The sequence below is a fragment of the Demequina sp. B12 genome (genome assembly GCF_028823635.1).
GTDB lineage: Bacteria > Actinomycetota > Actinomycetes > Actinomycetales > Demequinaceae > Demequina.
Genome location: NZ_JAPEHU010000001.1, coordinates 67,517 through 91,260, shown reverse-complemented (window position 1 = coordinate 91,260; position 23,744 = coordinate 67,517). Strand labels below are relative to the sequence as shown.

The window sequence follows — 23,744 nt, the reverse complement described above, 5'->3', positions numbered from 1 at the left end:
CACCAGGCACCCTATCCCGGCCACTGCTCAGGAAGGCCAGGAGGGTGGCGGGTGGTGTGGAGAATCGGTCGTAGGGCCGATGCCATGGTTGTGCCGGGCGTGACACGATCAAGAGATGACGGACGATGAAGGGGCGGCACCGTACGTGCCGAACCAGCCCACCATTGCGGCTGACCTCATGCTGTTGCTATTCAATCCACGCAACGGCACCATCGCTGGAGAGGGCGTGCTGTACTACCCCTTGGGTGGGGCTGTACTCGCCGAACTCGCGTTAAACAACCACATCCAGATTGAGTCCGGTGGCACGTTGTCCGCAGGCAAAGTGACTGCTGTTGGCCCTGGGCCTCAAGACCCGCTGCTACGTGACGCATGGGAGCGATTGGAGAAAAAGCCCCAGGCAGCCCAGAACTTCCTGGCCGCTGTGGGGCCACAACTACGCGGACCGGTGTTGGACCGCATCGTCGCACGTCACGACATTGTGCGAACCTCCCGCAAGGTGCTCCGCATCTTCACCACCACAAAGTTGACCGACGGTGGCACCGCGCGCAGACCCGAACTCGTGTCGCAGATGACGGCCGTTCTGATCCACGGCCTTGACCCCTCGCCCCGGACCGCCGTGCTGGGTGCACTGCTGTCCGCGTCAGGTCAACTGCATTCCCTGCACCGGGACATCCCCTGGTCGAGCGCGGTCGCCAAGCGCGGCAAAGAACTCGAAAAGGGCGACTGGGCTGCCCACGGCGTCAGTACGGCTGTCCGGAGTGCGGCAGCTGCTGTGGCCACGTCCGTAGTGCTCACCACCGCCGCGGTCGCCACCACCAACTAGGAGTTGTGCCTGGCAACTGGCCAAGTGGCCGGAGTGCGGCGGTCGTGGAGCGCCCCTATGACGTGGGTGTCCCTGTTGTGGCAGGGGTGGGGAAGTCCGTGGACTCGGGGTGGGTTCCCCACGGTAGGACGTAGCACCCTGACTGGACTTTGACATTGATGTGCTCAAACGGCTCGTACTGCGAGACGTAGAAGTCCACCGAGTAGTAGTCGGTGATCACGTCGGTCGTGGTGTACTTCACGGCGTCGAAACCTGCATGGTTGAGGCGCTCACGGAACTGTTGGTACTTGGCCTCATCGACCACAAAGTCATCGGAAAGCAGCGGTTGAACGTCACTTGATGGAGCGTCCTGGGAGGCCAAGGTCAGGAGTTCGTCGACGACTCCGTCCACGCTGTCGAAACACGGCGATGGTGCCACCACAGAACACCCTGACGAACTGAGAGCGGCAAAGCCCGCCGCGACCACCGCTACAAGACTGCCTGCCGTTGTTCGTGACTTGTGCACCATTCGCCCGCCCTTTGTTCTGCATCACCGTGACGCCGGAGGTGTTCGCCCCTCCTGACACGTCAGTGGTACACCATCGCTCGCGTGGGCGTGCGGGCAAAGTCAGGATCTGTGGATAGGGCTGCCAGTGGCTCGGGCCGCACCCAAGCGGCACAGGCCTGGCGTAAGGGTGGGCCCCGTGGGGCTCGAACCCACGACCTACGGATTAAAAGTAAGACAGTCCTCATCCCGTCCGGGTCGTTTCGGTCCCGTCCACGCTTGTTCCTCCCGGTAGATCGGGTGTCCCGCCCTCCTCCAATCCCGTCGCGTCATGGCAAGTAATGGCCAGTCCGTGCGCACTTCCGTGCACACATGGCCCTCCGCAGCACCCCAGACCAGCAGACAAGGAACCCTAGATGACTGACATGACTGTGAAAGAAGTGGCGGAAGTCTTGCGCTGCTCCGTCCACACCGTCTACTCGGTGATCCGGCAACGTCGCCTTGACCACTATCGCGTCCGCGGCCCCAACGGACGCATTCGAATCACGCCAGAAGCGCTAGACGCATTCCGTGGCAAAGCTCTCAACCGTGACCCCTGGGCCCGCACACGGCCACTCAAAGCGACCCGCAATACTCAATGGAGAGCATGATGACTACCTGTAATTTTATTGCACCCACAACGCGTCCCGCCTGGACCACTCGGCACAGCGAACTCGACGGCACGTACCTCGAGCGACTCGTCCCAGTCGCCGTCCTCCGTCAGGAAGGCGCCTCTTTCGCAACTGAAGGTGGCACCGCCCGCAACCTCGGTTTCGAAGTCACCTACAACGAGACAGTGGGTGAGCGTCTCGAGAGCGACGAGCTCCCCGGCACATGGTTATCCTTCGCCGATCCCGATAGTGCACGCACCTTCGCCCGTGCGCTGCTTGCCGCTGCCGAGGACTGGGAGCGGCTCACATGCGACTCGCAGCCACACCGGAACGGGCGCGCAGCATGACGGCCACAACGAATGTGCCGTTGACGCCGCACCGTGACCGCGACCTCGCACTGCAAGTGCGGTTGGCAATCATTCGGAGCCCGCACACTGAGCGTGACGTTGCGGCCCGAGCGGGTGTGAGTCCTCTGAACCTGGTGGCGCTCTTGGCCGGAAGGCGAGTGTTCCGGCTCGACGATGTGTTCCGTATCGCGGAAGCGCTCGACATGAAGCCGAGCGAACTCTTGCAAGCCGCCGGCCACTAAGCGGCCGTAGAACGCAAGAGAAGGCGCCCACCAGTCCACGAGGCTGGGTGGGCGCCCCTGCGTCGCTTGGCGTGCTCTAGGGCGTCAGGACAGGCGTGTACGCGCTGAGCACTGCCTCGGTGATGCCTGCGGCCTTGTCGTGCACATACCAAAGCGCCGGCGCCCACCAGTCGAAGACCGTCATGACTGCGATGAACGCCAGCAGGAGAACCCTCACCACGTCCTTAGGGAGCACCTCGACGGCGATGTCTACGATGTCTGATCCACGCATGTTCGCAGGCTAGCGGCCGGGTGTGACATCGGTTCATGTCGGGGGCGGCGAATACCCTCTCCACATGAGTGATGGCCGAGATCCAGCAACGGAGGCGGGCGCGCAGCGCAGGATCGAGGAGCTGGCCGACGAGTTCATGAAGTGGCACGACGCCGACCTCTCCGTTGCGTCACCCGAGGCCGGTAGCTCGATTGCTTTGGACGACGCTGAGTTCTCGCTGCTGTCGACATCCCAGGCCGTGCAGGCCGGTCTCATGGCTGCCCGGGAGAACCTACTCGCGACAGCCCTTCTGTGGCGGTCGCACGAAGGCGGCGTGCTCCTACCGTCGGCGTACGGAGTCCTAGTTCGAGCGGCAATCATCGGTGCGGGAAACGCCCTCTGGCTATTGCACCCCGCGAACCGTAGCGAACGGATACGACGCACAGCGATGTTCGCCGCCGCCAACTTCAAAGAGGCAACGAAGGTGCAACGGGATGCATTGAACGGCGCATCGGCTATAGGGATCACCGACCCCACGCTGCTAGACGGTCAGAGGCAGAATCTCGAGCGTGCGGAAGCACGAACCGCAACCGCCCATGAGGCGCTCACAAACCTGGGTGGCCAGGACAAGACTGGAAAGCGCCCGCCCGCGTTTGACCAGACCGCTGCCCTTGGCGACGCCGCTGCCTACGCCTATCGGGGCGATCTGGGCTTGCCGGTGTTTTCCAACTTTATCTGGCGCACTACGAGCGGTGATGCTCATGGGTTCATGTGGCCCAAAGCCCTGCGGGCATTGCAAACTGGGGAACTAGGAAGAGCGCGCGAACTCGAGGGGGACCTCATCGAGATGCGTGACATCCACACCTGCACGTCGTTGTTCCCGATACTCGCTCACGGAGCGCTACTGAGCCGTGCCGCCGAACACCTCTACGAAAGTCGAAGGACAGTACCTGCCTGCTCCCTGAATGCGACGGTTTCTGTCGCGTAGCCGAATAGGCGCCTGGAACCGAAGAAGCTTACCGTTGCTCGTTTGGCGTAGGCGTAGGTTGCGTAAGGAGGCCCGGTGGATTCCGCTAGGGACTAGTGTCAGATGCGACAGGCGCGTATGATTGTTCGACTTGACGCGCCGGATGTCCCACCCCTGCGCTAGGTTGGCCCTACGATGACCGAGAGCGAGAGAGGGAGTTGCCATGACAGACGCACGCGACTTCGATGTCGCTCAACGCATATATCAGAAATTGGGGTGGGTGGACTCCTGGAAGTTGCAGAAGCTCACTTACTACGCACAGGCATGGAGTCTTGCCTGGACCGGCCGGCCTATCTTCGCTGACCGCTTGGAAGCGTGGGCTGACGGGCCAGTGGCGCCAACCTTGTTCCGGGTGAATAAGTACGGTCGAGACCACATCCACGACACCAGACTCCCCGACGCAGACATTTCGAGGCTTGAGCCAAATGCCCTCGCGATCGTCGATGAAGTTGTTCGTTTCTACGGTGAATTCGACAAGCCCGCACTCGTGAACCTGACGCACGGGGAGCGCCCATGGAGAGCTGCGTATCAGCGCGGCAAGAATTCCTTGATTGAGAGTGTTGACATGTATCGCTTCTATAGTGAGCTGGCAGAGATCGGCGGCGCCGTGCCGTCGCGCCCCGCTATGAGCGTGGATGTCGTCAATGATGATGTTTTCGACGCGGCGTTCGAAGCCGAGCTGCCCCGGTGGACTCGTACGCTGGAGCGTCTCGCTCAGTGAGTGTGCGGCTAGCGCCGCAGCACGCACTGAGGGCGAATGAATATCTGCTCGGCCGGTCGGCTTTGCTGATAAATCAGCACGGATTGGAGAGCGCTCTCGAGAGGCCGTTTGCGACCTTTGAGGGCGTGCCATTGCATCCGACCCTCATCTCGCAGGCAGCCGCGTTGCTCGAGGCGCTCTGTCAGAACCATCCTTTTGATGACGGGAACAAGCGCACCGCGTGGATGCTGACCTTGGCTTTTCTGCGCTTAAACGGGTCACCGCTCGACGCGATCGACAACGACCAGGCGGCAGAGTTCGTCGAAGGCGTCGTTGAGCATCGGTACACACCAGACGAGATTGCGGCGTGGTTGAGCGAGAGGTCCAGCCCAACGCAGTGGCGCTAGCGATCGCAAGTTGCCAACACGCGAAGTCCGTGATGGAAGAGCGCAAGACTGATCTGCGGGCTAGTCACAGTAGCCTCCGTTCGATGATGTCGCGGCGCTTCTTGTCACCCCCAATGGCTACCTTTGTTCCTTGAGACCGAGCCAAAGGAGCAAGGATGATTGAACACGGTGTGAGCGACGACATGATCGCGGCGGTGCGGGATGCATGGCCGGAGATTCCGACGGGGCTGCGGGTCGTGCTTGCGGACTCATGGAGCCGACTGGGTTTTGGAGAAGGTGTACCGGGAGACCCGTACGGCATCCCGGCCAACGAAGATGAGTTCCTCACCAAGATCGCAGTCATTGCGTTCGCTGCGGGGTTCGACGGCGCTCGCGCGGCGGCATTCTTCGAGTCTGCACTCGAAGCAACGGGGACCTCAGAGGCGCGACGCGTCGGCATGGCCACTGCGCTCGCAACCAAGCTGGTGTTCATTGAGCAACAGGCGTAGCCAGAGACGGCCAGCGTACCGCCGGGGGGGTGTGCAGTTTTTGCACCCCCCTTTTCGTCGTCGTCCATCGAGCGGAGCATGGGGGCGGGTTAGTCTCGGTACCCGCCGTTGGAGTGGGTGAACGCTTCCTCTCGCATCCGGTCCATGAAGGCGTCGCACTCGCGCACGTGGTCGATGTAGATGTTGATGCGGGTGTTGTTGATGTGGCTCGTGCGCGATCGGAGACAACGGCGCGGCCCCCGCGAGGTTGAGGTTGCCGTGCGCGTCCTGCTCGAAGTGGTCGGGTGTTCGCGGTGAGTAGGGCTTTTAGTTCGGCACTCTGAGGTTCATGAAAGCACGACTTCTCTCTAAATAGTGGGCGGGGGTGTTAGTTCTTCATTCGGTCGTGGACCGCGGTCGCGAGGATCTTTTCGAAGTCGGACTGCGCGATGTCGAGTGCCGCAGTCTCGAGGAACTTCGCTTGTCCGTCGTCGTGGCGGTAACTCAGGTCCTCGTGCTGTCTCACGGCGTAGGGGAGGTCTGAGCCGACTGCGGAGGTGGGCTGGTCGGCGTGAATGTGGTGTGTGGGGATTGGCGTTAATGATGATCTGAGGTCACCATCCCTCAGCGGCGCACGATCGACAGCCACTCCAGCCACTTCGTGGGCGACCCTGTTGAGCCCCGTCTCGGCTGCTTCGGTCATGGCGGCGATGAGGTCGTCTGCGGTGTGGAAGATCGTCATGGTGGTGCTCCTTTGGGGTGTTGGGAGGGTTGTCGCGGGGCCCGTCCAGGTTGCGGGCCCCGCGACGGTGTCGCGCCACGGGCTGGTGTCGTCCTGTGGAGATTCGTCGCCGTCTTCGGGTTCGGTATCGGGTGTGGCGGTGGTGCGGCCGTGGTGGCGGTCGTCGAGCTCGTCGCGCAGACGCCCGTATAGGTCACGGTTGTGCACGAAGAGTTTGTTGCGGTCCGTGTTGGACATGGTTGCGAACTCTTCGACCGTCACGTTCTGCCAATCCGGTTCGGGCACGGGCTGGGCGTGGCGGGCCAGGGCCTCCCGATGCCGCATGAATGAAGGGCTCTCGTATCCCATTAGGAACGCTCCTGGGTGATGGAGCGGATTGCCTGCTTGGCAAGCTTGTCGAGTCGGTTCTCGGTATTGCCGTGGCTGATCGGGTAGGGCGGCGACACTCGGGTGCGGCCCCCGTAACGCAGGTCGCTACCGTAGAAGAATCGGTACGGCCGATCGGGATCGGCCGGGGCACCTCCGGTGACGCCGGCGGCACGAGCGGTCTGCATGATCGTCTCCACTGCGGCGACATCGGCGTTGACGGAGTCTCGGAACGCTGCTGCCGCCGTGGCGACCGCGGCCTCGAAAGCGGCCTCAGCGGCACCGCGCGTATGCGTGTAGGCGTCAACGTCGGCGTCGAGGGCTGCAAGCGCTTCGTCGGCGACGGCGCGCTCAGCGAGAGCGAGGCGGTTCCGTGCACCCTTGAGGGAGATTTCCGCGACGCGCTTGGCGGCTTCGGATGTCTCGAGGTCGGTGACATCGGTCTCGGTGCCAGCCTGGATTGCGGCGGTGTGGGTTGCGATGACAGTGTCGGCGTCGGCGAGCGCGGTTTCAAGGGCCGCGACCTCGGCCTGCGCGGTCGCGAGGTCTTCGGTAGGGGTTGGCATAGTCGTGCTCTCTTTCAGCTCACGCGGGGTGGGCGGTTGGTGGTGCCGCGGCGCATCGTTGTCAACGAGCTCGTTGCTTTCAGTCGCGTGTTCGATATCAACATCGCAGACTTGATGCTTCCCGAGGAGTTCCTCGGCGCGAAGTGGCTGCTCGACGAAGCAGGCGCACTGATCTCCTTGTGGGCAGAAGTCATTGATGCGTACTCGCGATTCGAAGAGCGCGCTCGCGGCACGCGAGAACTGCACCAATTGCAAGAAATCGATCCAGAGGTGCGCGAACGTGCGCTCTCGGCAATCGTGGACATGTCGGGGGTGCCCGAGGATCACCGCGCGTGGGCGATCGCCGCATGGCGTACTTTCCTTGACGACCCGTCCGCGCCGCCTCCGTTCGGAGTGCTGCAGCGCATTGATGGGCGACCGGTCGACCTCGAAAGCTGGGACTTCAGCGATGGCGACGAGTAGGCCTGGCGTGGCGTGGCGTGGCGGTGCGGGTGCCGCGACGACAACGGCAACCCACGGTGGAAGACCTGCGACCGGTTCGGTGAGGGCGGGCATGGCTCGTGGGGCTATCGCACGTCCGTCACCGACCCAGCGACGGGGCGCCGGCGATGGATCACCAAGTTCGGCTTCCCCACACAAGCAAAGGCTGGCGCCGCACTGAACAAGGTGCTACGCCAGCGTGATGATGGCGTGCTGCGTCACGACGACGGCCTGACGCTCGGGGCGTACCTCGACCGGTGGCTCGAGCGTGCGATCGCGGCGGACAACATCCGTCCCGGCACCATCCGCTCGTACCGGGGACACATCGACAACCACATCGCTCCCACCATCGGCGCGGTGCGCCTGCGTGACGTGCGCAAGGCCACCGTCAACCAGCTCCTCGACAAGATCACTGATGGGAAGCGCAGCGCGGCCACGATCCGACGCATCCACGCCACCCTGCGCAAGGCTCTCAACGATGCGGTCGCACAGGACCTCATCGCGTCGAACCCCGCGGCCGGGGTCGGCCTCACCCTCCCCAAGGTCCGTAAGCATGAGCTCACGCCGTGGGAGCCTCACGAACTCGCCGCGTTCCTCGACTCGGTCGACGGCGACCGCCCGGGCCCGCTGTTCGAGTGTGCCGCCTTCACCGGCCTACGCCGCGGCGAGGTCCTCGGGCTGCGATGGGACGACGTCGACCTCGAGACCGGCGTCGTCACGGTCCGCCGACAGCTAGTGTCGAGCGGCAAGCACGTCACGGAACAGCGCCCCAAGACATCGAGCGGACGCCGCCGCGTCGATATCTCCGAACGCGCCCTCGACGCTCTGGTTGCACAGAAGGAACAGCAAGCACGCGACCGTCAAGCGTGGGCCAGCGCTTGGCTGGACACCGGGCGAGTGTTCACGCGCGAGGACGGCACCGACCTCCACCCCGACTACGTGTCGAAGACATTCGCACGGCTCGCCCGCCGCGCGGGTCTGCGCGTGATGCGTTTCCACGACCTGCGTCACGGCGCCGCGTCGCTGCTCCTCGCGGCGGGCACCGACATCGCCATCGTGTCGAAGATGTTGGGGCACTCAAGTCTCGCCATCACGGCAGACACCTACTCGCACCTGATCGCGGGTGTTGCGACGCAGGCGGCGAACCGTGCCGCGGACCTGGTTCCAGCGCGCAAGCGGGCCCGTCACTTGAGGGCGGTGTGACGTGACTTTTCGTATCGACGTGCACACATCGTGCGCACATGCCCTCAAACGGTGCGCGAATGTGCCCTGACTGACTGTGTCCCGCCTGGTAAATACTGGTGGGCCCCGTGGGGCTCGAACCCACGACCTACGGATTAAAAGTCCGCTGCTCTACCAACTGAGCTAGAGGCCCTCGGCCCACCATCTTACGAGGCTTGAGCGACTCCGAGCGCACGGAGGGCTCGGCCTGCCATGAGGAGGTTGAGTTCGCGGTCGAGTGTGGCCCACCTGAGAGCCTTGGCGAGCGCGATGCCCTGGAGTCGCGGCCACAGGCCCGGGTCGTCGGTGCCGGTGGCATCGCAGTAGGCAGCGACGGCACTCGCCACGGCCTCGCCCGGTTGCGTTGAGCCTCCCGGCGTTACCTCTCCCACCGGCAGCACCGTGTACAGGAACCCCAGATCAACAGCCCGGTCGCAGGCGGCTGCTTTGCCCCAGTCGATGATGCCACCCAGCCCGTCGTGGCGTGCAAGCACGTTGGAGCCGTGCAAGTCCGCATGAGACCACACCGTGTCGAGCGGTCCGGGCGCGCCCAGCGCCGTCTCCCACATCGCCAGCGCCGCTTCCTCATCCAACGTCACCCCCGCAATACTCGGCCACGACGGCCGGGAACGCAACGTTGCCCAGGCATCCTCAACATCGGCCCCTCGCTCCGCCAAAGCCAAGGACTGCTCCGGGTTGTAGGGGGCATCGGGTGTGGCGGGCCGGTGGATGCTTGCTACAGCACGGCCCAACTCGACAGCTGCGGACGCCGGCAGCGGTTCGCGGTCGGTGGTGCGGCCGGGTAGCCACGCCACCACGCTCCACTCCCACGGGTAGTCGCCTTGGGGCCGGCCGGTGCGCACCACGTGAGGGTGGGGGAACGCCCATCCGGCACCGTGGTTCTCGATGAGCTGCGCTTCAAGTTCAAGTGGCCCTACAGCAGCTTCCATGCGGGGTAGCCGCACACTCAGATCTGGGCCCAGGCGGAACACCGCCATGTCCCAGCCGTCGAACCGTTCACCCACCTCCAGGTGGGCCAGGTCAGGATGCTGGGACGCGAGGAGCGTTCGCACCAACTCGGTAGAGATCGCCGAATGCGCTCGCGGCGGCCCCGTGTCTAACGGCCCCGCAGCAACATCGCTCATAGTGCGACGCTATCAGCGGCTAAGCCCCTTGGAACGCGCGCACCTCAACTGGGCTTTCGCATGCCGACGAGGCTTGCATCGCCCATGCCCGTGCTTCCAAAAGATCTTGGACGTTGATGACCCAAAAGCCACCGAGCTGCGTGACGCAGTCTGCGGCGGGCCCCTCGGTGGTCACCGCATCCGTGGCCGTTCCATCCACCACGACAGCCTGATCCGGGGGCAGCAGGCCGCCTGCGAACACCCACGCATCGGCCGCCTGCAGCGCCCGGTTGAACCGGTCAACTGATTCGAACCGTGCCTCGAGCGTTGCCTGGTCGGGCATCTCAAGCGCGTCGTAGTCGTGGTGGACGGATAGAAGGAACTCGGCCATGTGATCTCCCCGGATTGTGACCTTTGGTTCAGATTAGGCGCGGACCTGCTCCGGTGTGCGGTCCTGTGGATGAGTGAGCTTGGGAGTGCGCTGGGCGTCGGCAGCGCCATACCGGCCCATGCGTTCGATCCAGCGGTCACGCAGCTCGGGTGTGGAGGTGCGCACCTTTGCTAGGCGGGTGACGCCGATGGTGCGAATGCCCACGTACCAGAGAGTGGCGCGGCGCACGGTGCGGATGGCGGAGTCGCCATACAGGATGCCGCTCCATAGAGTCGGGGAATCCATGGTGTGGACGATGCGTCCGGTACGGCCCGCGAGCAGCTTGTCCCATCCCAGGCCCTTGCCGGTGTGCTTGTAGCCAAAGCCCGGGACCAGCAGACGGTCAAGGAAAGCCTTGAATGCCGCGGGGTAGGTGCCCCACCACTGGGGGTAGAACAGCGCGACGTGGTCGGCCCATTCGATGGTGCGCATCGACTCGGCAACCTCTTCAGGGAGGTGTTCCGTTGCGGACCCTTCGCGGGCCTGGAGTTGTGCGAGTGCGTTGGGGTGCGGCGGGATGGGCTGTGCCGCCAAGTCGATGACACGCACCTCCGCACCTGCGTCCCGTGCGGCCTGGGCATACCGGGCGGCAAGGGCGTGGTTGAGGCTGTCGGGGAGGGGCGTGCCGATAACGACGGCAATGCGCATGCTCACGTGAGGGGACCTTTCTCGAGCAGTATTTGGGTGATGATTCCCAGGTCACGGTTGAGTGCCTGGGGGTCGATGTGTGCGGCACGGGGATCGTTGAACACGGCGGCGAACCTGCCTTCGAGTTCTGCTCCCGCACGGCGCACCACATCTCGTGACTTGTCAGTCAGGGTGATGACGACGCGGCGTGCGTTGGCGGGGTCTTTGCCCAGGGTGATCCAACCGTCACGTTCCAGGCCGGGGAGTCGCTTGGAGACTGCGGCCTTGCTGATGCTGAGGCACTGTGCCAAGGAGGTGACGTCCGTGGGTTCCACTTCTTCGCACGTCGCCAGCAGTACGAAGATGGGACCGGAAACGCCGTACTCGCGCTGCAGGAACTGCTCTGCGGCACGGTCAATGACGCTGACTGCCTCGTGGAGCGTGAAGGTAAGTTTGTCGGACACGGGAATGAGTTAACCCGTTAACACCCTTGGTTGTCAACCCGTTAACACTGGGGGTGCGTGCTAGCAGTACCTGACTGCCACATCTGTGCGGAAAGTGACACGAGATGACTGCCCGGGCCCAGCCGTTCCCGGCGTCCCCGCAGCGCTCCCCGTGCGTCCCGCGCCGTCCCGCACCGTCCCAAAGTGACTGAACCGACCTCGCAGGACCCGCGCCACGCCGGCGAGCCACGCATCGGCTCCCAAATCTCAGTCAGTTGGGGACATGCGCAACGGGTCGTCGCAGGGCAGCGCGCAACGGGTCGTCAGAGCCCTGCAAGAAGCAACGCCGCAAAGACTGCTGCCCCGGCGCTCAACGTCCATCCCATCGACCGCTTCCACAAGGCCACGCCCACCGCAACCGCGGCTGCCAGGTGCCATGCCCCGAAAGCGCGCCACTGCCCGCCGTCAAGGAAGAGCGAGTTCGCGATGATCGCCGCCATCGCCGCCGGAGCCACCAAGGACAGCGCCTTGCGGACACGGGGAGACAGCTCCCGGTCGCCGCCCAGCAACGCGATGCCCGAGAGCCGAATGAGATAGGTGCCCGCGGCCGCAACCGTGAAGACAATGAAGGCCGTCATCATGACTGGCCTCCCTCGGGGCCCGGTTCTGGGGAGCGGCCCGGCTCGGCGCTCCCGCCCGGTGCCGCACGGTCAGGCACAAAGCTCGCGATCGCGATGCCCACCAGCGCGCCGATCAGCACGTTCAGCCCATACGGAAGGTCCTTGAGGATCAGCACCACGGTGGCGGCGATTCCCGCTGCCGCGACCGCTGGCCACGACCTGATTGCGGGCACCATCACCGCGATGAACATCAGCGGCACAATGAAGCCAATCTGCCATGCGTCCGGAATGACCGGCCCTAGGATCGCGCCTGCGGCCGTGCCGGCAATCCAAATCGCCACGAATGGCCCCGACACTCCCAGAATGAACCAGCGCCGGCGCACCGGGTCGGGCCAACGGTGCGCCTCGAACGCGGACACTGCCGCCGACTGGTCCGTCATCAGGTATGCCAGGACCGCCTTCCACCGGCGAGGGAACGCCGCAAAGATGGGTGCCATCGCCGCGGAGTACAGCGCCAGGCGGGCGTTGATGACCAGCGCGGTGGCGATCGCGATCAACGCTGGGGCGCCCTGCCTGAGCGCTTCCACGATGGCGATCTGGCTGGCACCCGCGGTCACGGTTGAGGAGGCATAGGGTGCGAGCCACAGCGGCAGCCCCACTTCAGAGATGAGCGCGCCAAAGGCCAGTCCAAACACCACGGCGCCAGGCATGAGGGGGGCAATGGCTCGCGTGCCGTGCCACAGATCGCGCCATTGTTGAGGGCCGATGCGCAACACAGTCCGGCCGCTATGCTCACCAGGGACGTGCGACGGCGTGGGGGACTCGGTCACCTCACCAGTGTGTCACGGGCGTTCAACTGACTGCCGTGTGCGTCTGTTCCACCCACGTGATGGCCGCGTCTGCATCGGTGAGGTGGTGACGGTGCCCCGGGTGCTGACGGTAGAAGTCAATGATGGCGGCGACCGCAGACGGGTCCGAGCCGATCGCTCGTGAGCTCACCGTCAACGTCCGGCCACTGCCGTCAATCACGAGTCGCAGATACGGGTAGGTCCCTGACACGGTCACGCCTTCCACCTGCTCCCAGCGCGCGGACTGGGTACGAAAGGCGGTCCGGTACGTCACTAAATTTTGGTCGATCCGCAGTCCCGTGCGCCTGGCGATGGAGATCAGAGCGTAGGCGCACATCCCTGCCCCCACGGCAACCAGGAGAGCGCCCAGCCATCCCTCGAAGGTCTGGAGTAGTGAGTCAGCATCGTCCCCTGTGAGCGCTACCGCGAACCCGGTCGCGATGGCGATGGCTCCCACAGTGGCCTCAGTGATGCAGGTTGAGAGGCGCCGGGTGAACTGAAATCCCGGGGGCTGGCGGAGAGTGACGCGCCCCCGGGCAATGTCGCGGTGGTCCTTGAGCGCGAGAAGGCCACTGGCAATGGCGAGGACCGCGATGGCTCCTGGCGCGACCCTCTCCTGCGGAGTGGGTGCTGTCGCCACAAAGTAGATCCCTGCAAGGAGTGCAACGACGATGGCGACGATTGTGCCGCCGCTTGCTCGACGCGACTCGGCGCTGAGGCTCTGGCGGCCATGGGCGAGGCCCACGGTGCGGGTATGGGTGAGCATCGTCGCAGGCCTCCGTTGGCGCGCTAGCGGCTATCTAGTGTGGCCGATGCTCTCATAGTGACAGCAGAAAGCTGCCAGCGCGCGCGGCGGCGCGTGCTGGCAGCTCAGGTGCGGCTTGGCCTGCCTGGAGTTAGCGTGCTTCGAAGGTGAGGCAGTCGGCGGTGTCGAAGGACGCGCCCACTTCAATGGCTTCCGCGGTGCAGGCCATGTCGTTGTTGAACTTGCATTCGGTGCGCATGCATGCGCCCACCCCGGCGACGTCTGCGTGTCCACCCTTGGCGTCGCTGGCGACGTACGTGGAGCAGTGGGCGTGCTCGCCGGAGACGTTAATGGCGCCTGCGCGGCAGCCGTCGTGGTTGAAGCCGCAGGTCTCGACGGAGCATGCGGAGACGATGGGCAGGTTGATGGTGGTGGCCATGATTCCTCCTATGGACGAAGATCTGATGCTTCAAATATAGGCAGGAAATTCCTGGAACTCCACCGTAAGAAGTTAAATCACGGAGGCATTGTCTAATGAATTACGCAACGCAATTGTTTTCATTAGGCTTGCCTTATAGTTCGTCTACCAGGCAGTTTGCCTGCCGGGAGGGCTCTGGTGCTGATTTATTGCACGCTCTCGTGGTGAAAAGAAAAATCTGCATAGGCCCAGTTCAGTGGCCTAAGAGTTGCCCTGTTCTTGCCGCTCCTGCTCCACCTCTCGCGCCCGCGCCGCCATCATCTCCGCACGCTTAGCCAGGTACGCCTGCTCCACCTCAGCATCGTCCCACTCCACGCTCAGCCCCGCCTTGGCACCGAACTTCTCCAAGTGCCCCGCCACAATGCCCATGGACCGGTACACGTGCAAGGTCTCCGCGCCAGTGATCGCAATCTCCAAAGACCCGTCCACGGCGGTCAGAGTGCTGGTGGCCGTCTCAAACGTCACCGTCCCGCCAGCCTCGTCCCACTCGACCGGCAGCTTCTCCGCCAAGTGAGAGCACAACTGCTTCAGGTACCGGCCCGGACGATCAGTGCGGGCACGGCCAGTAATGGAAAGCGTCATCAGGGTCTCCTTGCCTGAACTACATGAGGGCCGATGCTGCGCTCACCCACCAGCAACGCGGCCAGTAGTGGTTAACGGAAGTAGGCGGCGATACGGTCCCCGCCCAAGGTGTGCACAGAGAACTCCATGCCATAGACATCGCCCAGCGCGTGATCAGTGATGACGGCCTCCGGCGGTCCGTCGTGAACGACCGCGCCGTTGCGCATCGCGATAATGCGGTCCGAGTACACCGACGCATAGTTCACGTCATGCAGCACCAGCACAATGGACTTGCCCTTCTCATCCGCAAGCCGGCGCAGCAACTGCATCAAGCCAGTGGCGTGAACCATGTCCAGATTGTTCAACGGCTCATCCAGCAACACGTAACGCGTGTCCTGCGCCAACACCATCGCCACATACGCGCGTTGGCGCTGACCGCCCGACAACTGGTGAATGGGCCGCTCCGCCAAGTCCTCAAGGTCGCAGTACGTCAACGCCTCCGCCACCGCTGCATGACAGTCAGCGGTGAGGCGCCCGTGCGAATGGGGGTAGCGTCCAAACTCCACCAACTCTCGCACCGTGATGCGTGCCGTGGTGTGAGCGTCCTGACGCAAGATCGACAACTTGCGCGCCACCTGCTTACTGGGGGCCTTGAACACGTCCACGCCCTCAACGGACACCGAGCCAGCATCGGCCCCAAGAATGCGCGACACCATCGACAACAACGTGGACTTGCCCGCACCATTGGGCCCAATGAGCGACGTTACCCCGGAGTCAGGCAGCTGCAGGTTGACGTGGTCGACCACGACGGTTTCGTCGTATGCCTTCGTAAGTGCGTCGATCGTAATCACGAGCGTGCCTCCTTCAGTAGCAGGCCAATGAAGTACAGGCCGCCCACAACGTTGATGATCGAGCCCAGCGTGCCGTTGTGGTCCAACACGTGCTCCAAAACTGCTTGCCCCGCCACCAGGGCGATGATCGACACCAGGCCTGCCGCCACCAGGTTCACGGAATGCCGATGCGTTTGCGTCAGCTGATACGCCAAGTTGGCGACCAAGAGCCCCAAGAAAGTAATGGGTCCCACCAGCGCCGTCGACACCGACACCAGTAGCGCGACCACCAGCAACAGCCACGTCACCGTCTTGCGGTAGTCCAAGCCCAGCGTGATCGCACGCTCGCGGCCCAACCCCAACACGTCCAAGCGCGGAACGAGCCGGAACACGACCACCACACCCGCAAGGAGCAGGCCGCCGCCGATCCACAACAACGTGGTGTCGATCGCGTTGAAGGACGCGAACAGCGTGGTCATCAGCGAGTCAAACTCATTGGGGTCCATGGTGCGGAACATGAAGTTCGTCAGCGAGGTGAAGAACGTGCCCGCCACCACGCCCACCAAGATCAGCGTGTAGAGCCCGCGCTCGCCACTTCCCAAAATCCACTGATAAATGGCCGTGGCACAGCCCATCATCAGTGCAGTGTTGAGACCAAACATGACGAGCGGGTCGATCTGAGCCACGGTGGCGGATCCCACCATGAAGACCAGCGCCGTTGCCACCAGCACGTACAGGGCATCGAAACCCATGATCGACGGCGTGAGGATGCGGTTCGCGGTCAGCGTGTGGAACACGACCGTCGACGTCGACACGGCCAAGCCCACGATGACAAGCGCGACAATCTGCTCGCTGCGACGGGGCAACGCGAAGTCCCAATGGCCGTTCACATCCCACGTCAAGAACAGCACGAGCGACGCCGCCAGCAGCAAGGCGAGAGTCACAAACACGCGCTTCTGACGCGGCGTCAACGCAAAGCCGGACCGCTCCCCGCCGGCATAGTCCTGACGCGCGCCGTCCGGTTCCGATGCGGGTTCCGCTTCCGTCTCCAATACGATGGTGTGTTCCTCACGCGGCGGCATAGCGGTTGCTCTTTCGCAAGATCAGGGCCAGGAAGATCGCCGAGCCAATGGTGCCGACGATCACGCCCACGGCGATTTCGTACGGGAAGATCAGGACGCGGCCCACGATGTCGCACACCAGCACAAGTGCGGCACCGGCCAGCGCGGTCGTGGGCAGGATCCGGCGCAAGTTGTCGCCCAGAATCATGGTCACGATGTTCGGGACGATCAGACCCAGGAAGGGGATCGCGCCCACGGTGGTCACCACCACAGCGGTCACCATGGCGGCAATGCTCAGGCCGCCTGCCATGGCCCACTTGAAGTTCACGCCAATGTTGGTGGCGAAGTCTTTGCCCATGCCTGCAGCGGTGAACCAGTTCGCAAACAAGTAGGCCAGCAAAGCAACCCCACCGGCTAGCCACAGGGTCTCGTAGCGGCCCTGAATGATGCCGGAGAAGTCACCATTCATCCACACGCTCATGGTCTGCGTCAGATTGGTGCGGTACGCGAAGAACTGTCCGATTGCGGCATACACGCCACCGAGCACGATGCCCACGAGCGGCACAAAAATAACGTCCTTGAACTGCACACGCTGGATCAGCATCACGAACAGCGCAGTGCCCGCGAGGGCGAAGACGCAAGCCACCAGCACCTTGCCCATCACCGCCATGCCTGGCGTGAGAATCGTGACGGTCAGCAATCCCAGCGCTGCCGCGTCTACCGTTCCGGCCGTCGAGGGCGCCACAAACCGGTTGCGCGCGAGGTGCTGCATGATCAAGCCAGCGACGGCGAGGGCTGCACCCGCCAAAATGATGGCGAAGGTGCGGGGCAGTCGGGACTGCAGGAGCAACTGGCGTGACTGCTCGTCCGACCACAGCGCACCGAAGTCCACGTTTGCGGCACCCACGAACACCGACACGACTGCCAAGGGAAGCACAGCCGCGGCCGCCACCCAGGGGGCGACGGCCGCGACGGTTGAGCGTGAAAGCTTCACTACTTAGCCAACGAGCGAGGAAACCTCGTCGACGATCGAGTTGACCGAGGTCAGACCGCCGAACGAGAGGTACCACTTGGCGGTGTCGGCGTACACGACGTCGCCGTTGGACACTGCGGTGGTGCCGTTGACCAGGTCGTTGTCCAGAACAGCCTGTGCGGACTCTGCACCTTCGGTGCCGATGGCAGCGTCACGGTCCAGGACGATCAGCAGCGACGGGTCCAGCTCGGCGAGGTACTCGAAGGAGATGGCGTCACCGTGGGTGTCGATAGCGACCTGTTCGGCGGCGGGGACCACACCCAGCAGGTTGTAGACGAAGTCGTAGCGGCCTTCCTCGGAGGGGCCGTAGGCGGACAGTTCGCCGCCCGAGGTCATGACGACCAGACCGGGGCCAGCCTCAGCGGCAACCGCAGCGGTGGCCTCGACCTTGGCGGTGACATCGGCGATAGCTGCCTGTGCCTCGTCCTCAGCGTCGAAAATCTGGCCCAGCGACGTGGTGTTGCGGACGAAGGACTCCTGGAAGGGAGCGGAGCCCCAGCCGAAGGACAGGTCGATCGTGGGAGCAATGGCCGACATGTCCTCGATGGTCGCGGCCGAGCGGCCACCCACGATGATCAGGTCGGGTTCGAGGGCGTTGATGGCCTCGTAGTCGGGCTCGAAGAGCGTTCCGGTGTTTTCCGTCGAGGTCTCGAAGTCCGTCGCCAGGTACTCGGGGAGAGCGTGGTGAGGGATGCCAGCCACGTTGTCGGAAGCACCCAGCGCCTGGATGGTGTCCAAGATGCCGTGCTCGAACACCACGACGTTCTCGGGGTTGACGGGAACGGTGACTTCACCCTGGGCGGTCTGGACGGTGACCTCGGTGGGAGCTTCCGCGGCCTCGGCAACTGCCGTGGTCGTGGGCTCAGCGGTGGTTGCGTCCGATGCGCCGGCCTCGTCGGTGGAGTCGGTGGCGCACGCGGTGAGCGCTACGGCAGTGGCGGCCAGCAGGGCTGGAACACGCAGGTTCTTGACAGCAGACATGGTTCTCCTGATGTAGGGGAGGGTGGATGCGACATCAACGTCGGTAAGGTGAGCCTTACTAGGCGCAACGGGAATTACAGTAGCGATAAGTTGCGAAAATGGAAATCCGTAAGGCCGATGTTGTGGAAATGTGACCTTGCTGCCCCCAGCGGATGGGCGCTCGCCATCCACCCCCGCCACCGGTACCCCCACCCCAGACCGAACCGTGCGCTCCCAGCGAAATCTCGCATCGGCCCTCCACCACAGGGAACAAAACACGGCCCACGAGCGTCACACCATATGAACCCGCCACGGCGAGACGCCGCACGGGACGCAAAGAGGCACCGCGCGATGTCCGGCCGAATCCCCCCTCAGCCGGCCGTGACGTCAGCGCGGTGCCCAACGCGTGCGGAACAGTGCATACCCTGGAGCCGTCCCAGACGCTCGGGAGCGCACGCCGGGGCGGGTTCCTCAACATGCGGCCTACGGGCCGCCGCCACAAGGGAGAGCATCATGACCGACGTCCGGCCCACCGGCAACACCCCCAAGATCCAGCGCACCGACGCCGAATGGCGTGAACTCCTCAGCGCCGAGGAATACCAAGTGCTCCGCGAGTCCGGAACCGAACGTGCCTGGACCGGCGAACTCCTCGACAACAAGCGTGAAGGCGTCTACCGCTGCCGCGCCTGCAATGCTGAACTTTTCCGCTCCGACACCAAGTTCGACTCCCACTGCGGCTGGCCCTCCTTCTTCAACGCCGAAAACGACGCCGTCGTCCTCAGCGAAGACGTCTCGCTCGGCATGGTCCGCACCGAAGTCCGCTGTGCCACCTGCGACTCCCACCTAGGCCACGTGTTCCCCGACGCACCCCAAACCCCCACCGGCGACCGCTACTGCATCAACTCCGTCTGCCTCACCTTCGACGACCAGGAGAACTAAAGCCCTTGGTAGAACCCCGCTTCCGCCGGCCAGCCATGCTCGACATGGAAGAGGCCGAACAAATCCAAGGCGACATCGACCCCGCCGACCGCGGACTCATCGCACACGAAACCGCGCTCGCACTCGTGTCCCAAGCACGTGCCTCACGCGACCCCGAACTCACCGCCCGCCTGGTGGCGCTCGTCGACGAAGAAGGCATCGACACCGTCGCCATGATGTGGTCCAAAGCGGGATCACACACCCTGCCCGGCGCACTATGGCGGATCTACATGCTGCGCGAATGGGTGAAATTCGACGCCGACGCCGTCGCACGCTCCTACCACCACGGTGTCCAGGCCGCACATGTCCGCCACGCCATCGCCGGAGTGGAAGACCCACCCGGACCATCCGAAGTGCGCGCCCTCGCCGACTCAGTGCTGTCCGGGGTCTTCTCCGGAGACCTGGCAGTGGCTCTGGAACGGGCCGGCGCATTCTGCCGAGTGGTCGCCACCGGAGCGGCATTCGAAGCCGAATCAGACGACGGCCACCACGACAAGCGCGCCCACCAGACTTCATTGCGAGCCGCGCAGCTGCTGCGTACCGGCGAGGACCTCGAGAAGTGCGCGGCACTGTGGCGCGAGGAACGGCTCGACTAACTCGCTCCACCCGTGCCGCGGCGTGAGTGTGGCCGTCGTGACCTTGCCTCCCCCGCGTGGTGAGCCGCGCCCCGCGTCCCCAACTGACTGAGTTCCGGTGCGGTAGCGCCCGCAAGCCGGCGTGTCGCCCTGCGAGCCTAGAAATGTCAGTCACTTGGGAACATCGTCCCTGCTCCAGGGGCAGATTCTCTAGGGCAGCGTCTCCCGTGGACCCAAGAAACCGCCGGGGGACGTACAGTAGATGTAGGGCATCGGACCGCGGTAGCCCCGGGCTCCAACATCAGCCGCCACGAGCGGCCTTCGCGCCGACTGGCGCTCCCGGTCCGGTGTCCGTTCTCATGTTCGCGGACCGCCCAAGAGTGACGGCCAGCGCGCGGAAACGCGCGAATCCCCGCCGTGGATCTACGGCCAGGGGAGGTGGGGGTGTGGCTACGGATGCACGTGCAGCAGGTGCGTCTCGATCGCCGTCACAATGGGCCCTGATTCGGTGTCTGCGACGTGCGCGATCAACACCCCGCCTGCCGGCAGGTACGGGTTCTTGCGAGGCAAGGCGCCGCGCGTATAGGAGCGGGTGGCGGCGCGCAGCATCTCCACAATCGTGGGCAGGGTAGGCCGATGCGCACACACCACTCGCGAGGACGGCTTCTTCAGGAGCTTGACGAAGGTTTCTGCGGTGCGGAGGGGTTTGTCCGCGTGTGAAGGTTCGGTGAGCGCGGGGTGTTCCCTGATGGTTTGGCCGGTCGCTTCCGCATAGGGCCGCACCGTGGCCATGCAGCGTTCCGCGGGGGAGGACTCGATGCGGCCCGCACCAAAGGCTGCGAACAGCGGCACGAGTTGCTGAGCGCGGGCGGCTCCAGCTTTGGTGATGGGGCGCTCGATGTCCTCGCCCTCCCAGGCTTTGCGGCGCTTGGCTCGCGCGTGTCGAGCCAGCACAAATGCGCGCGTGTCGAGCCGGTCGCGAGCATACGTTTCGACCAGGACCTCCAGGGGCCGTAGGTCTTCCGGGAAAGTGATGCGGGAGCGTGCCTCATCGACGGTGAGCCACCGCACGTTGTCGATTTCGTTCTTCGAGGCAGCCTTCACTGCGGGCCGGGCAGCAACGGAAACCGCGCCCTTGGGTGCAACCTGTGCCGCCCAATACTTCACGACTTTAGTTTTGCCGCCCGTGGGGTAGCGAAGTGTGGGAAGCGGCTGACCCAGAATGACTTGCTTGCCGGTTTCCTCTGCGACTTCACGGATCGCGCAGGCAGGAAGAGTCTCGCCTTCGTCGAGTTTGCCCTTAGGCCACGACCAGTCGTTGTACCGGGGCCGATGGACGGCAAGCACTTGCAGTTCGCCGTGGCGGATTCTCCACACCAAGGCTCCTGCAGCGATGACGGTTCCGGGCGGATACGGCGTCACTTCCGCTTGGCCCTCCGCTTGGGCTGGCGCTTGATATAGGTGTCTTGGACGTCCCGCAGGCGTTCGCCTTCAGCGTTTTCGACGGACCTGACGTAGACGCCGTCTTCGCCCAGTTCCCAGGCGGAGAACTCGGGGGACATCACCATGTCGATGTTCTCAATGAGGAGTTCGCGCTGCTGGTCGACCTCGATAGTGATGAGCGCCTCGATGCGGCGGTCCAGGTTGCGGTGCATGAGGTCGGCGGATCCGATGAACACCTCAGGAGTGCCGTCGTTGCAGAAGGCGTAGATGCGGGAGTGTTCGAGGAAACGTCCGAGCACAGAGCGGACGCGGATGTTCTCGCTCAGGCCGGGGACGCCGGGCCGTAGTGCGCAGATGCCGCGCACCACAAGGTCGACCTTCACACCCGCCTGGGAGGCGCGGTAAAGGGCGTCGATGGTCTTTTCGTCGACGATGGAGTTGACCTTGAGCTTCACCCAGGCAGGCTTGCCTTCGCGGGCGCGGTCGGCCTCAGTGTTGATGCGTTCAATGAGCCCCATGCGGACTCCGGTGGGGGCCACGATGAGGCGACGGAACTTCGCTTTGGGTGCGTAGCCAGAGAGCTGGTTGAACAGTTTGGTGAGGTCCGAGCCGACTTCCGCGTCGTTGGTGAGCAGTCCGTAGTCTTCGTACAGGCGTGCGGTCTTGGGGTGGTAGTTGCCGGTTCCGACGTGGCAGTACCGCACCAGGCCGGTGTCTTCTTGGCGGACAACGAGCGAGAGTTTGCAGTGCGTTTTGAGGCCCACGAGGCCGTAGACGACGTGCACGCCGGCTTGTTCGAGTTTGCGCGCCCAAGAGATGTTGCGCTGTTCGTCAAAGCGCGCCTTGATTTCCACGAGTGCCACGACCTGCTTGCCGTTGCGGGCTGCCTCGATGAGGGAGTCCACGATGGGGGAGTCGCCGGAGGTGCGGTAGAGCGTTTGCTTGATCGCGAGGACCTTGGGGTCCACTGCGGCCTGGGCGAGAAACGCCTGGACCGAGGTGGAGAACGAGTCGTAGGGGTGGTGCAGCAGCACGTCTCCGCGGCGAATGGCCTGGAAGACGTTCTGTTCTTCCGCGGTTTCCACGGGGGCCAACTGGTGGTGGGTGGTGGGGCGGAAGGCGGGGAACTGGAGGCGTGGGCGGTCCAGGTCTGCGATGACGTTCAGGCCGGTCAGGTCCAGTGGTGCGGGCAGGGTGAACACGTCGTGTTCGGTGATGCCGAGCTCGCGGACCAGGAGTTCGTGAATGTGGGTGGGGACGTCTTCGACGATTTCGAGCCGCACCGCGGGCCCAAAGCGGCGGCGCAGTAGCTCCTTCTCCATGGCTTTGAGGAGGTTTTCGGCGTCGTCCTCTTCCACTTCCACGTCTTCATTGCGGGTCACGCGGAACGTGTAGTGGCTGGTGACTTCCATGCCGGGGAACAGGTAGTCGAGGTGCGCGGCGATGACATCTTCGAGCGGCACAAAGGACCGGGGTTCGTCGTCAAGGGCCGATGCGTCGGTGACCTGGGCGGCGTGGCCGTCGGAGTCGACGGAGAGGAAGCGGGGCAGAGTCTCGGGGATCTTGACGCGGGCAAAGAGGTTCTTGCCGGAGTCGGGGTCGCGCAGTTCGACGGCGAGGTTGAGGGAGAGCCCGGAGATGTAGGGGAAGGGGTGTGCGGGGTCCACGGCGAGTGGGGTGAGCACGGGGAAGATGTCGGAGCGGAACAGTTTGCGCAGGCGCTCTTGTTCGGAGTCGCCCAGTTCGTCGTGGCGCACAATCCAGATGCCGTTTTCGGACAGTGCGGGGGCGACTTGGCCTTGGAACACTGCGGCGTGGCGGTCCATGAGTTGGTGGGCTTTGTCGAGCAGCACGTCGACAAGGCGGGTGGCGCTCATGCCGGTGGCGGAGGGGACGGCGAAGCCTGCGGCGATGCGGCGCTTGAGTCCGGCGACTCGAACCATGACGAACTCGTCGAGGTTGGATGCGAAGATCGCGAGGAACCGCGCTCGTTCGAGCAACGGGGTGCCTTCGTCTTCGGCGAGTTCGAGCACGCGCTCGTTGAACGCGAGCCAGGACATCTCGCGGTCGAGGAAGCGGTCTTCGGGGAGGTCTTGCGGTTCCGGTTCCTGCTCGTCGAGGTCCGCGGAGATCGTGGGCATGGCGAAGGTCTCCTCGGACTCGGCGGGGTCACCGGTGACAGGTGAGGACGCAGGAGGAGTTTTCGTCATGGCCCC

Annotated in this window: 31 protein-coding genes and 1 tRNA gene; 12 read left to right on the top strand and 20 right to left on the bottom strand. The window is 64.2% G+C overall.

Annotation, left to right across the window (positions count from 1 at the left end; translation table 11 throughout):
* Positions 1-115 precede the first annotated feature (115 nt).
* The gene (locus tag ON058_RS00490) at positions 116-823 is read left to right on the top strand and encodes a GPP34 family phosphoprotein (RefSeq protein WP_274667072.1); all 708 of its coding nucleotides are present in this window, start codon (positions 116-118) and stop codon (positions 821-823) included.
* Between the two features lie 55 nt (positions 824-878).
* Here ON058_RS00490 and ON058_RS00485 read toward each other — a convergent pair whose 3' ends face one another.
* The gene (locus ON058_RS00485; RefSeq protein ID WP_274667071.1) at positions 879-1,331 is read right to left on the bottom strand and encodes a hypothetical protein; all 453 of its coding nucleotides are present in this window, start codon (positions 1,329-1,331) and stop codon (positions 879-881) included.
* A 392-nt stretch (positions 1,332-1,723) separates the two neighbouring features.
* Here ON058_RS00485 and ON058_RS00480 point away from each other — a divergent pair, with 392 nt between their 5' ends.
* Genes ON058_RS00480 through ON058_RS00470 form a run of 3 tightly spaced genes read left to right on the top strand, consistent with a single transcriptional unit; the run spans position 1,724 to position 2,546 of the window.
* A complete protein-coding gene (locus tag ON058_RS00480; RefSeq protein ID WP_274667070.1) occupies positions 1,724-1,957 on the top strand; it encodes a helix-turn-helix domain-containing protein in 234 nt (77 codons plus the stop codon).
* Positions 1,957-2,304: a hypothetical protein gene (locus ON058_RS00475; RefSeq protein WP_274667069.1), complete on the top strand. Its 348-nt coding sequence runs from the start codon at positions 1,957-1,959 to the stop codon at positions 2,302-2,304. The genes ON058_RS00480 and ON058_RS00475 overlap by 1 nt, the downstream gene beginning before the upstream one ends.
* A complete protein-coding gene (locus ON058_RS00470) occupies positions 2,301-2,546 on the top strand; it encodes a helix-turn-helix transcriptional regulator (protein WP_274667068.1) in 246 nt (81 codons plus the stop codon). The genes ON058_RS00475 and ON058_RS00470 overlap by 4 nt, the downstream gene beginning before the upstream one ends.
* A gap of 76 nt (positions 2,547-2,622) precedes the next feature.
* Here ON058_RS00470 and ON058_RS00465 read toward each other — a convergent pair whose 3' ends face one another.
* On the bottom strand, positions 2,623-2,817 hold the full coding sequence (locus ON058_RS00465) for a hypothetical protein (protein ID WP_274667067.1): 195 nt from the start codon (positions 2,815-2,817) through the stop codon (positions 2,623-2,625).
* A 64-nt stretch (positions 2,818-2,881) separates the two neighbouring features.
* On the opposite strand from ON058_RS00465, the gene ON058_RS00460 reads away from it, so the two are divergent.
* The 4 genes from ON058_RS00460 (at position 2,882) to ON058_RS00445 (ending at position 5,418) form a co-directional block, all read left to right on the top strand.
* On the top strand, positions 2,882-3,784 hold the full coding sequence (locus ON058_RS00460; protein WP_274667066.1) for a hypothetical protein: 903 nt from the start codon (positions 2,882-2,884) through the stop codon (positions 3,782-3,784).
* Positions 3,785-3,986: 202 nt separating this feature from the next.
* Entirely contained in the window at positions 3,987-4,544 is a 558-nt protein-coding gene (locus ON058_RS00455) for a Panacea domain-containing protein (RefSeq protein ID WP_274667065.1), read from the top strand.
* Positions 4,511-4,930: a type II toxin-antitoxin system death-on-curing family toxin gene (locus tag ON058_RS00450; protein WP_342452934.1), complete on the top strand. Its 420-nt coding sequence runs from the start codon at positions 4,511-4,513 to the stop codon at positions 4,928-4,930. The genes ON058_RS00455 and ON058_RS00450 overlap by 34 nt, the downstream gene beginning before the upstream one ends.
* Before the next feature lie 155 nt (positions 4,931-5,085).
* A complete protein-coding gene (locus tag ON058_RS00445) occupies positions 5,086-5,418 on the top strand; it encodes a hypothetical protein (RefSeq protein ID WP_274667064.1) in 333 nt (110 codons plus the stop codon).
* Positions 5,419-5,785: 367 nt separating this feature from the next.
* On the opposite strand, the gene ON058_RS00440 is transcribed toward ON058_RS00445, so the two are convergent.
* Positions 5,786-6,487, bottom strand: coding sequence for a hypothetical protein (locus tag ON058_RS00440; RefSeq protein WP_274667063.1), 702 nt, complete (start codon positions 6,485-6,487; stop codon positions 5,786-5,788).
* Positions 6,487-7,071 (bottom strand): hypothetical protein, encoded by a 585-nt coding sequence (locus ON058_RS00435; protein ID WP_274667062.1) that lies wholly within the window; start codon positions 7,069-7,071, stop codon positions 6,487-6,489. Before ON058_RS00435 ends, ON058_RS00440 begins: the two co-directional genes overlap by 1 nt.
* A gap of 42 nt (positions 7,072-7,113) precedes the next feature.
* On the opposite strand from ON058_RS00435, the gene ON058_RS00430 reads away from it, so the two are divergent.
* Together ON058_RS00430 and ON058_RS00425 are read left to right on the top strand one after the other, a co-directional pair.
* Positions 7,114-7,533 carry a hypothetical protein gene (locus ON058_RS00430; RefSeq protein ID WP_274667061.1) on the top strand — a complete coding sequence of 140 codons (420 nt, stop codon included), beginning with the start codon at positions 7,114-7,116 and terminating at the stop codon, positions 7,531-7,533.
* Positions 7,534-7,545: 12 nt separating this feature from the next.
* On the top strand, positions 7,546-8,754 hold the full coding sequence (locus tag ON058_RS00425; RefSeq protein ID WP_274667060.1) for a site-specific integrase: 1,209 nt from the start codon (positions 7,546-7,548) through the stop codon (positions 8,752-8,754).
* 96 nt (positions 8,755-8,850) lie between these two features.
* Here ON058_RS00425 and ON058_RS00420 read toward each other — a convergent pair.
* The 14 genes from ON058_RS00420 to ON058_RS00355 form a co-directional block, all read right to left on the bottom strand.
* A tRNA-Lys gene (locus ON058_RS00420) sits at positions 8,851-8,926 on the bottom strand.
* Positions 8,927-8,939: 13 nt separating this feature from the next.
* On the bottom strand, positions 8,940-9,917 hold the full coding sequence (locus ON058_RS00415; RefSeq protein WP_274667059.1) for a phosphotransferase: 978 nt from the start codon (positions 9,915-9,917) through the stop codon (positions 8,940-8,942).
* 19 nt (positions 9,918-9,936) lie between these two features.
* Positions 9,937-10,287 (bottom strand): YciI family protein, encoded by a 351-nt coding sequence (locus ON058_RS00410; protein WP_274667058.1) that lies wholly within the window; start codon positions 10,285-10,287, stop codon positions 9,937-9,939.
* A gap of 33 nt (positions 10,288-10,320) precedes the next feature.
* On the bottom strand, positions 10,321-10,974 hold the full coding sequence (locus ON058_RS00405; RefSeq protein ID WP_274667818.1) for an NAD(P)H-dependent oxidoreductase: 654 nt from the start codon (positions 10,972-10,974) through the stop codon (positions 10,321-10,323).
* Positions 10,975-10,976: 2 nt separating this feature from the next.
* Positions 10,977-11,417, bottom strand: a complete 441-nt coding sequence (locus ON058_RS00400) for a MarR family winged helix-turn-helix transcriptional regulator (RefSeq protein WP_274667057.1) — start codon at positions 11,415-11,417, stop codon at positions 10,977-10,979.
* A 302-nt stretch (positions 11,418-11,719) separates the two neighbouring features.
* Positions 11,720-12,037, bottom strand: a complete 318-nt coding sequence (locus ON058_RS00395; protein ID WP_274667056.1) for an AzlD domain-containing protein — start codon at positions 12,035-12,037, stop codon at positions 11,720-11,722.
* Positions 12,034-12,846 (bottom strand): AzlC family ABC transporter permease, encoded by an 813-nt coding sequence (locus tag ON058_RS00390; protein ID WP_274667055.1) that lies wholly within the window; start codon positions 12,844-12,846, stop codon positions 12,034-12,036. Before ON058_RS00390 ends, ON058_RS00395 begins: the two co-directional genes overlap by 4 nt.
* 22 nt (positions 12,847-12,868) lie before the next feature.
* Complete coding sequence (locus tag ON058_RS00385; protein WP_274667054.1) at positions 12,869-13,630, bottom strand: PH domain-containing protein; 762 nt, start codon at positions 13,628-13,630, stop codon at positions 12,869-12,871.
* 130 nt (positions 13,631-13,760) lie between these two features.
* A complete protein-coding gene (locus ON058_RS00380; RefSeq protein ID WP_274667053.1) occupies positions 13,761-14,048 on the bottom strand; it encodes a DUF1540 domain-containing protein in 288 nt (95 codons plus the stop codon).
* A gap of 240 nt (positions 14,049-14,288) precedes the next feature.
* Positions 14,289-14,669 (bottom strand): DUF2218 domain-containing protein, encoded by a 381-nt coding sequence (locus tag ON058_RS00375; protein ID WP_274667052.1) that lies wholly within the window; start codon positions 14,667-14,669, stop codon positions 14,289-14,291.
* 71 nt (positions 14,670-14,740) lie between these two features.
* Positions 14,741-15,499, bottom strand: a complete 759-nt coding sequence (locus ON058_RS00370; protein ID WP_274667051.1) for an ABC transporter ATP-binding protein — start codon at positions 15,497-15,499, stop codon at positions 14,741-14,743.
* Complete coding sequence (locus tag ON058_RS00365) at positions 15,496-16,560, bottom strand: iron chelate uptake ABC transporter family permease subunit (protein ID WP_274667050.1); 1,065 nt, start codon at positions 16,558-16,560, stop codon at positions 15,496-15,498. Before ON058_RS00365 ends, ON058_RS00370 begins: the two co-directional genes overlap by 4 nt.
* Positions 16,547-17,533, bottom strand: coding sequence for an ABC transporter permease (locus ON058_RS00360; protein ID WP_274667049.1), 987 nt, complete (start codon positions 17,531-17,533; stop codon positions 16,547-16,549). Before ON058_RS00360 ends, ON058_RS00365 begins: the two co-directional genes overlap by 14 nt.
* A gap of 3 nt (positions 17,534-17,536) precedes the next feature.
* Positions 17,537-18,553: a siderophore ABC transporter substrate-binding protein gene (locus tag ON058_RS00355; RefSeq protein ID WP_274667048.1), complete on the bottom strand. Its 1,017-nt coding sequence runs from the start codon at positions 18,551-18,553 to the stop codon at positions 17,537-17,539.
* Positions 18,554-19,045: 492 nt separating this feature from the next.
* Between ON058_RS00355 and msrB the strand changes: the two genes are divergently transcribed.
* Positions 19,046-19,471: a peptide-methionine (R)-S-oxide reductase MsrB gene (msrB, locus tag ON058_RS00350; RefSeq protein WP_274667047.1), complete on the top strand. Its 426-nt coding sequence runs from the start codon at positions 19,046-19,048 to the stop codon at positions 19,469-19,471.
* A gap of 5 nt (positions 19,472-19,476) precedes the next feature.
* Positions 19,477-20,106 (top strand): hypothetical protein, encoded by a 630-nt coding sequence (locus ON058_RS00345; protein ID WP_342452933.1) that lies wholly within the window; start codon positions 19,477-19,479, stop codon positions 20,104-20,106.
* Between the two features lie 429 nt (positions 20,107-20,535).
* On the opposite strand, the gene ON058_RS00340 is transcribed toward ON058_RS00345, so the two are convergent.
* Positions 20,536-21,507, bottom strand: coding sequence for an NUDIX domain-containing protein (locus ON058_RS00340; RefSeq protein ID WP_274667046.1), 972 nt, complete (start codon positions 21,505-21,507; stop codon positions 20,536-20,538).
* Complete coding sequence (locus ON058_RS00335; RefSeq protein ID WP_274667816.1) at positions 21,504-23,669, bottom strand: RNA degradosome polyphosphate kinase; 2,166 nt, start codon at positions 23,667-23,669, stop codon at positions 21,504-21,506. Before ON058_RS00335 ends, ON058_RS00340 begins: the two co-directional genes overlap by 4 nt.
* Positions 23,670-23,744: the final 75 nt, after the last annotated feature.

Excerpts from the sequence above, each read along its gene's own strand:
- ON058_RS00470 (WP_274667068.1), top strand. The coding sequence starts at position 2,301 with ATGACGGCCACAACGAATGTGCCGTTGACGCCGCACCGTGACCGCGAC.
- ON058_RS00385 (WP_274667054.1), bottom strand. The coding sequence starts at position 13,630 with ATGCTCACCCATACCCGCACCGTGGGCCTCGCCCATGGCCGCCAGAGC.
- msrB (WP_274667047.1), top strand. The coding sequence starts at position 19,046 with ATGACCGACGTCCGGCCCACCGGCAACACCCCCAAGATCCAGCGCACC.
- ON058_RS00355 (WP_274667048.1), bottom strand. The coding sequence starts at position 18,553 with ATGTCTGCTGTCAAGAACCTGCGTGTTCCAGCCCTGCTGGCCGCCACT.
- ON058_RS00375 (WP_274667052.1), bottom strand. The coding sequence starts at position 14,669 with ATGACGCTTTCCATTACTGGCCGTGCCCGCACTGATCGTCCGGGCCGG.
- ON058_RS00365 (WP_274667050.1), bottom strand. The coding sequence starts at position 16,560 with ATGCCGCCGCGTGAGGAACACACCATCGTATTGGAGACGGAAGCGGAA.
- ON058_RS00460 (WP_274667066.1), top strand. The coding sequence starts at position 2,882 with ATGAGTGATGGCCGAGATCCAGCAACGGAGGCGGGCGCGCAGCGCAGG.
- ON058_RS00475 (WP_274667069.1), top strand. The coding sequence starts at position 1,957 with ATGACTACCTGTAATTTTATTGCACCCACAACGCGTCCCGCCTGGACC.
- ON058_RS00410 (WP_274667058.1), bottom strand. The coding sequence starts at position 10,287 with ATGGCCGAGTTCCTTCTATCCGTCCACCACGACTACGACGCGCTTGAG.
- ON058_RS00380 (WP_274667053.1), bottom strand. The coding sequence starts at position 14,048 with ATGGCCACCACCATCAACCTGCCCATCGTCTCCGCATGCTCCGTCGAG.
- ON058_RS00485 (WP_274667071.1), bottom strand. The coding sequence starts at position 1,331 with ATGGTGCACAAGTCACGAACAACGGCAGGCAGTCTTGTAGCGGTGGTC.
- ON058_RS00490 (WP_274667072.1), top strand. The coding sequence starts at position 116 with ATGACGGACGATGAAGGGGCGGCACCGTACGTGCCGAACCAGCCCACC.
- ON058_RS00335 (WP_274667816.1), bottom strand. The coding sequence starts at position 23,669 with ATGCCCACGATCTCCGCGGACCTCGACGAGCAGGAACCGGAACCGCAA.
- ON058_RS00415 (WP_274667059.1), bottom strand. The coding sequence starts at position 9,917 with ATGAGCGATGTTGCTGCGGGGCCGTTAGACACGGGGCCGCCGCGAGCG.
- ON058_RS00465 (WP_274667067.1), bottom strand. The coding sequence starts at position 2,817 with ATGCGTGGATCAGACATCGTAGACATCGCCGTCGAGGTGCTCCCTAAG.
- ON058_RS00395 (WP_274667056.1), bottom strand. The coding sequence starts at position 12,037 with ATGATGACGGCCTTCATTGTCTTCACGGTTGCGGCCGCGGGCACCTAT.
- ON058_RS00405 (WP_274667818.1), bottom strand. The coding sequence starts at position 10,974 with ATGCGCATTGCCGTCGTTATCGGCACGCCCCTCCCCGACAGCCTCAAC.
- ON058_RS00440 (WP_274667063.1), bottom strand. The coding sequence starts at position 6,487 with ATGGGATACGAGAGCCCTTCATTCATGCGGCATCGGGAGGCCCTGGCC.
- ON058_RS00455 (WP_274667065.1), top strand. The coding sequence starts at position 3,987 with ATGACAGACGCACGCGACTTCGATGTCGCTCAACGCATATATCAGAAA.
- ON058_RS00480 (WP_274667070.1), top strand. The coding sequence starts at position 1,724 with ATGACTGACATGACTGTGAAAGAAGTGGCGGAAGTCTTGCGCTGCTCC.
- ON058_RS00445 (WP_274667064.1), top strand. The coding sequence starts at position 5,086 with ATGATTGAACACGGTGTGAGCGACGACATGATCGCGGCGGTGCGGGAT.
- ON058_RS00435 (WP_274667062.1), bottom strand. The coding sequence starts at position 7,071 with ATGCCAACCCCTACCGAAGACCTCGCGACCGCGCAGGCCGAGGTCGCG.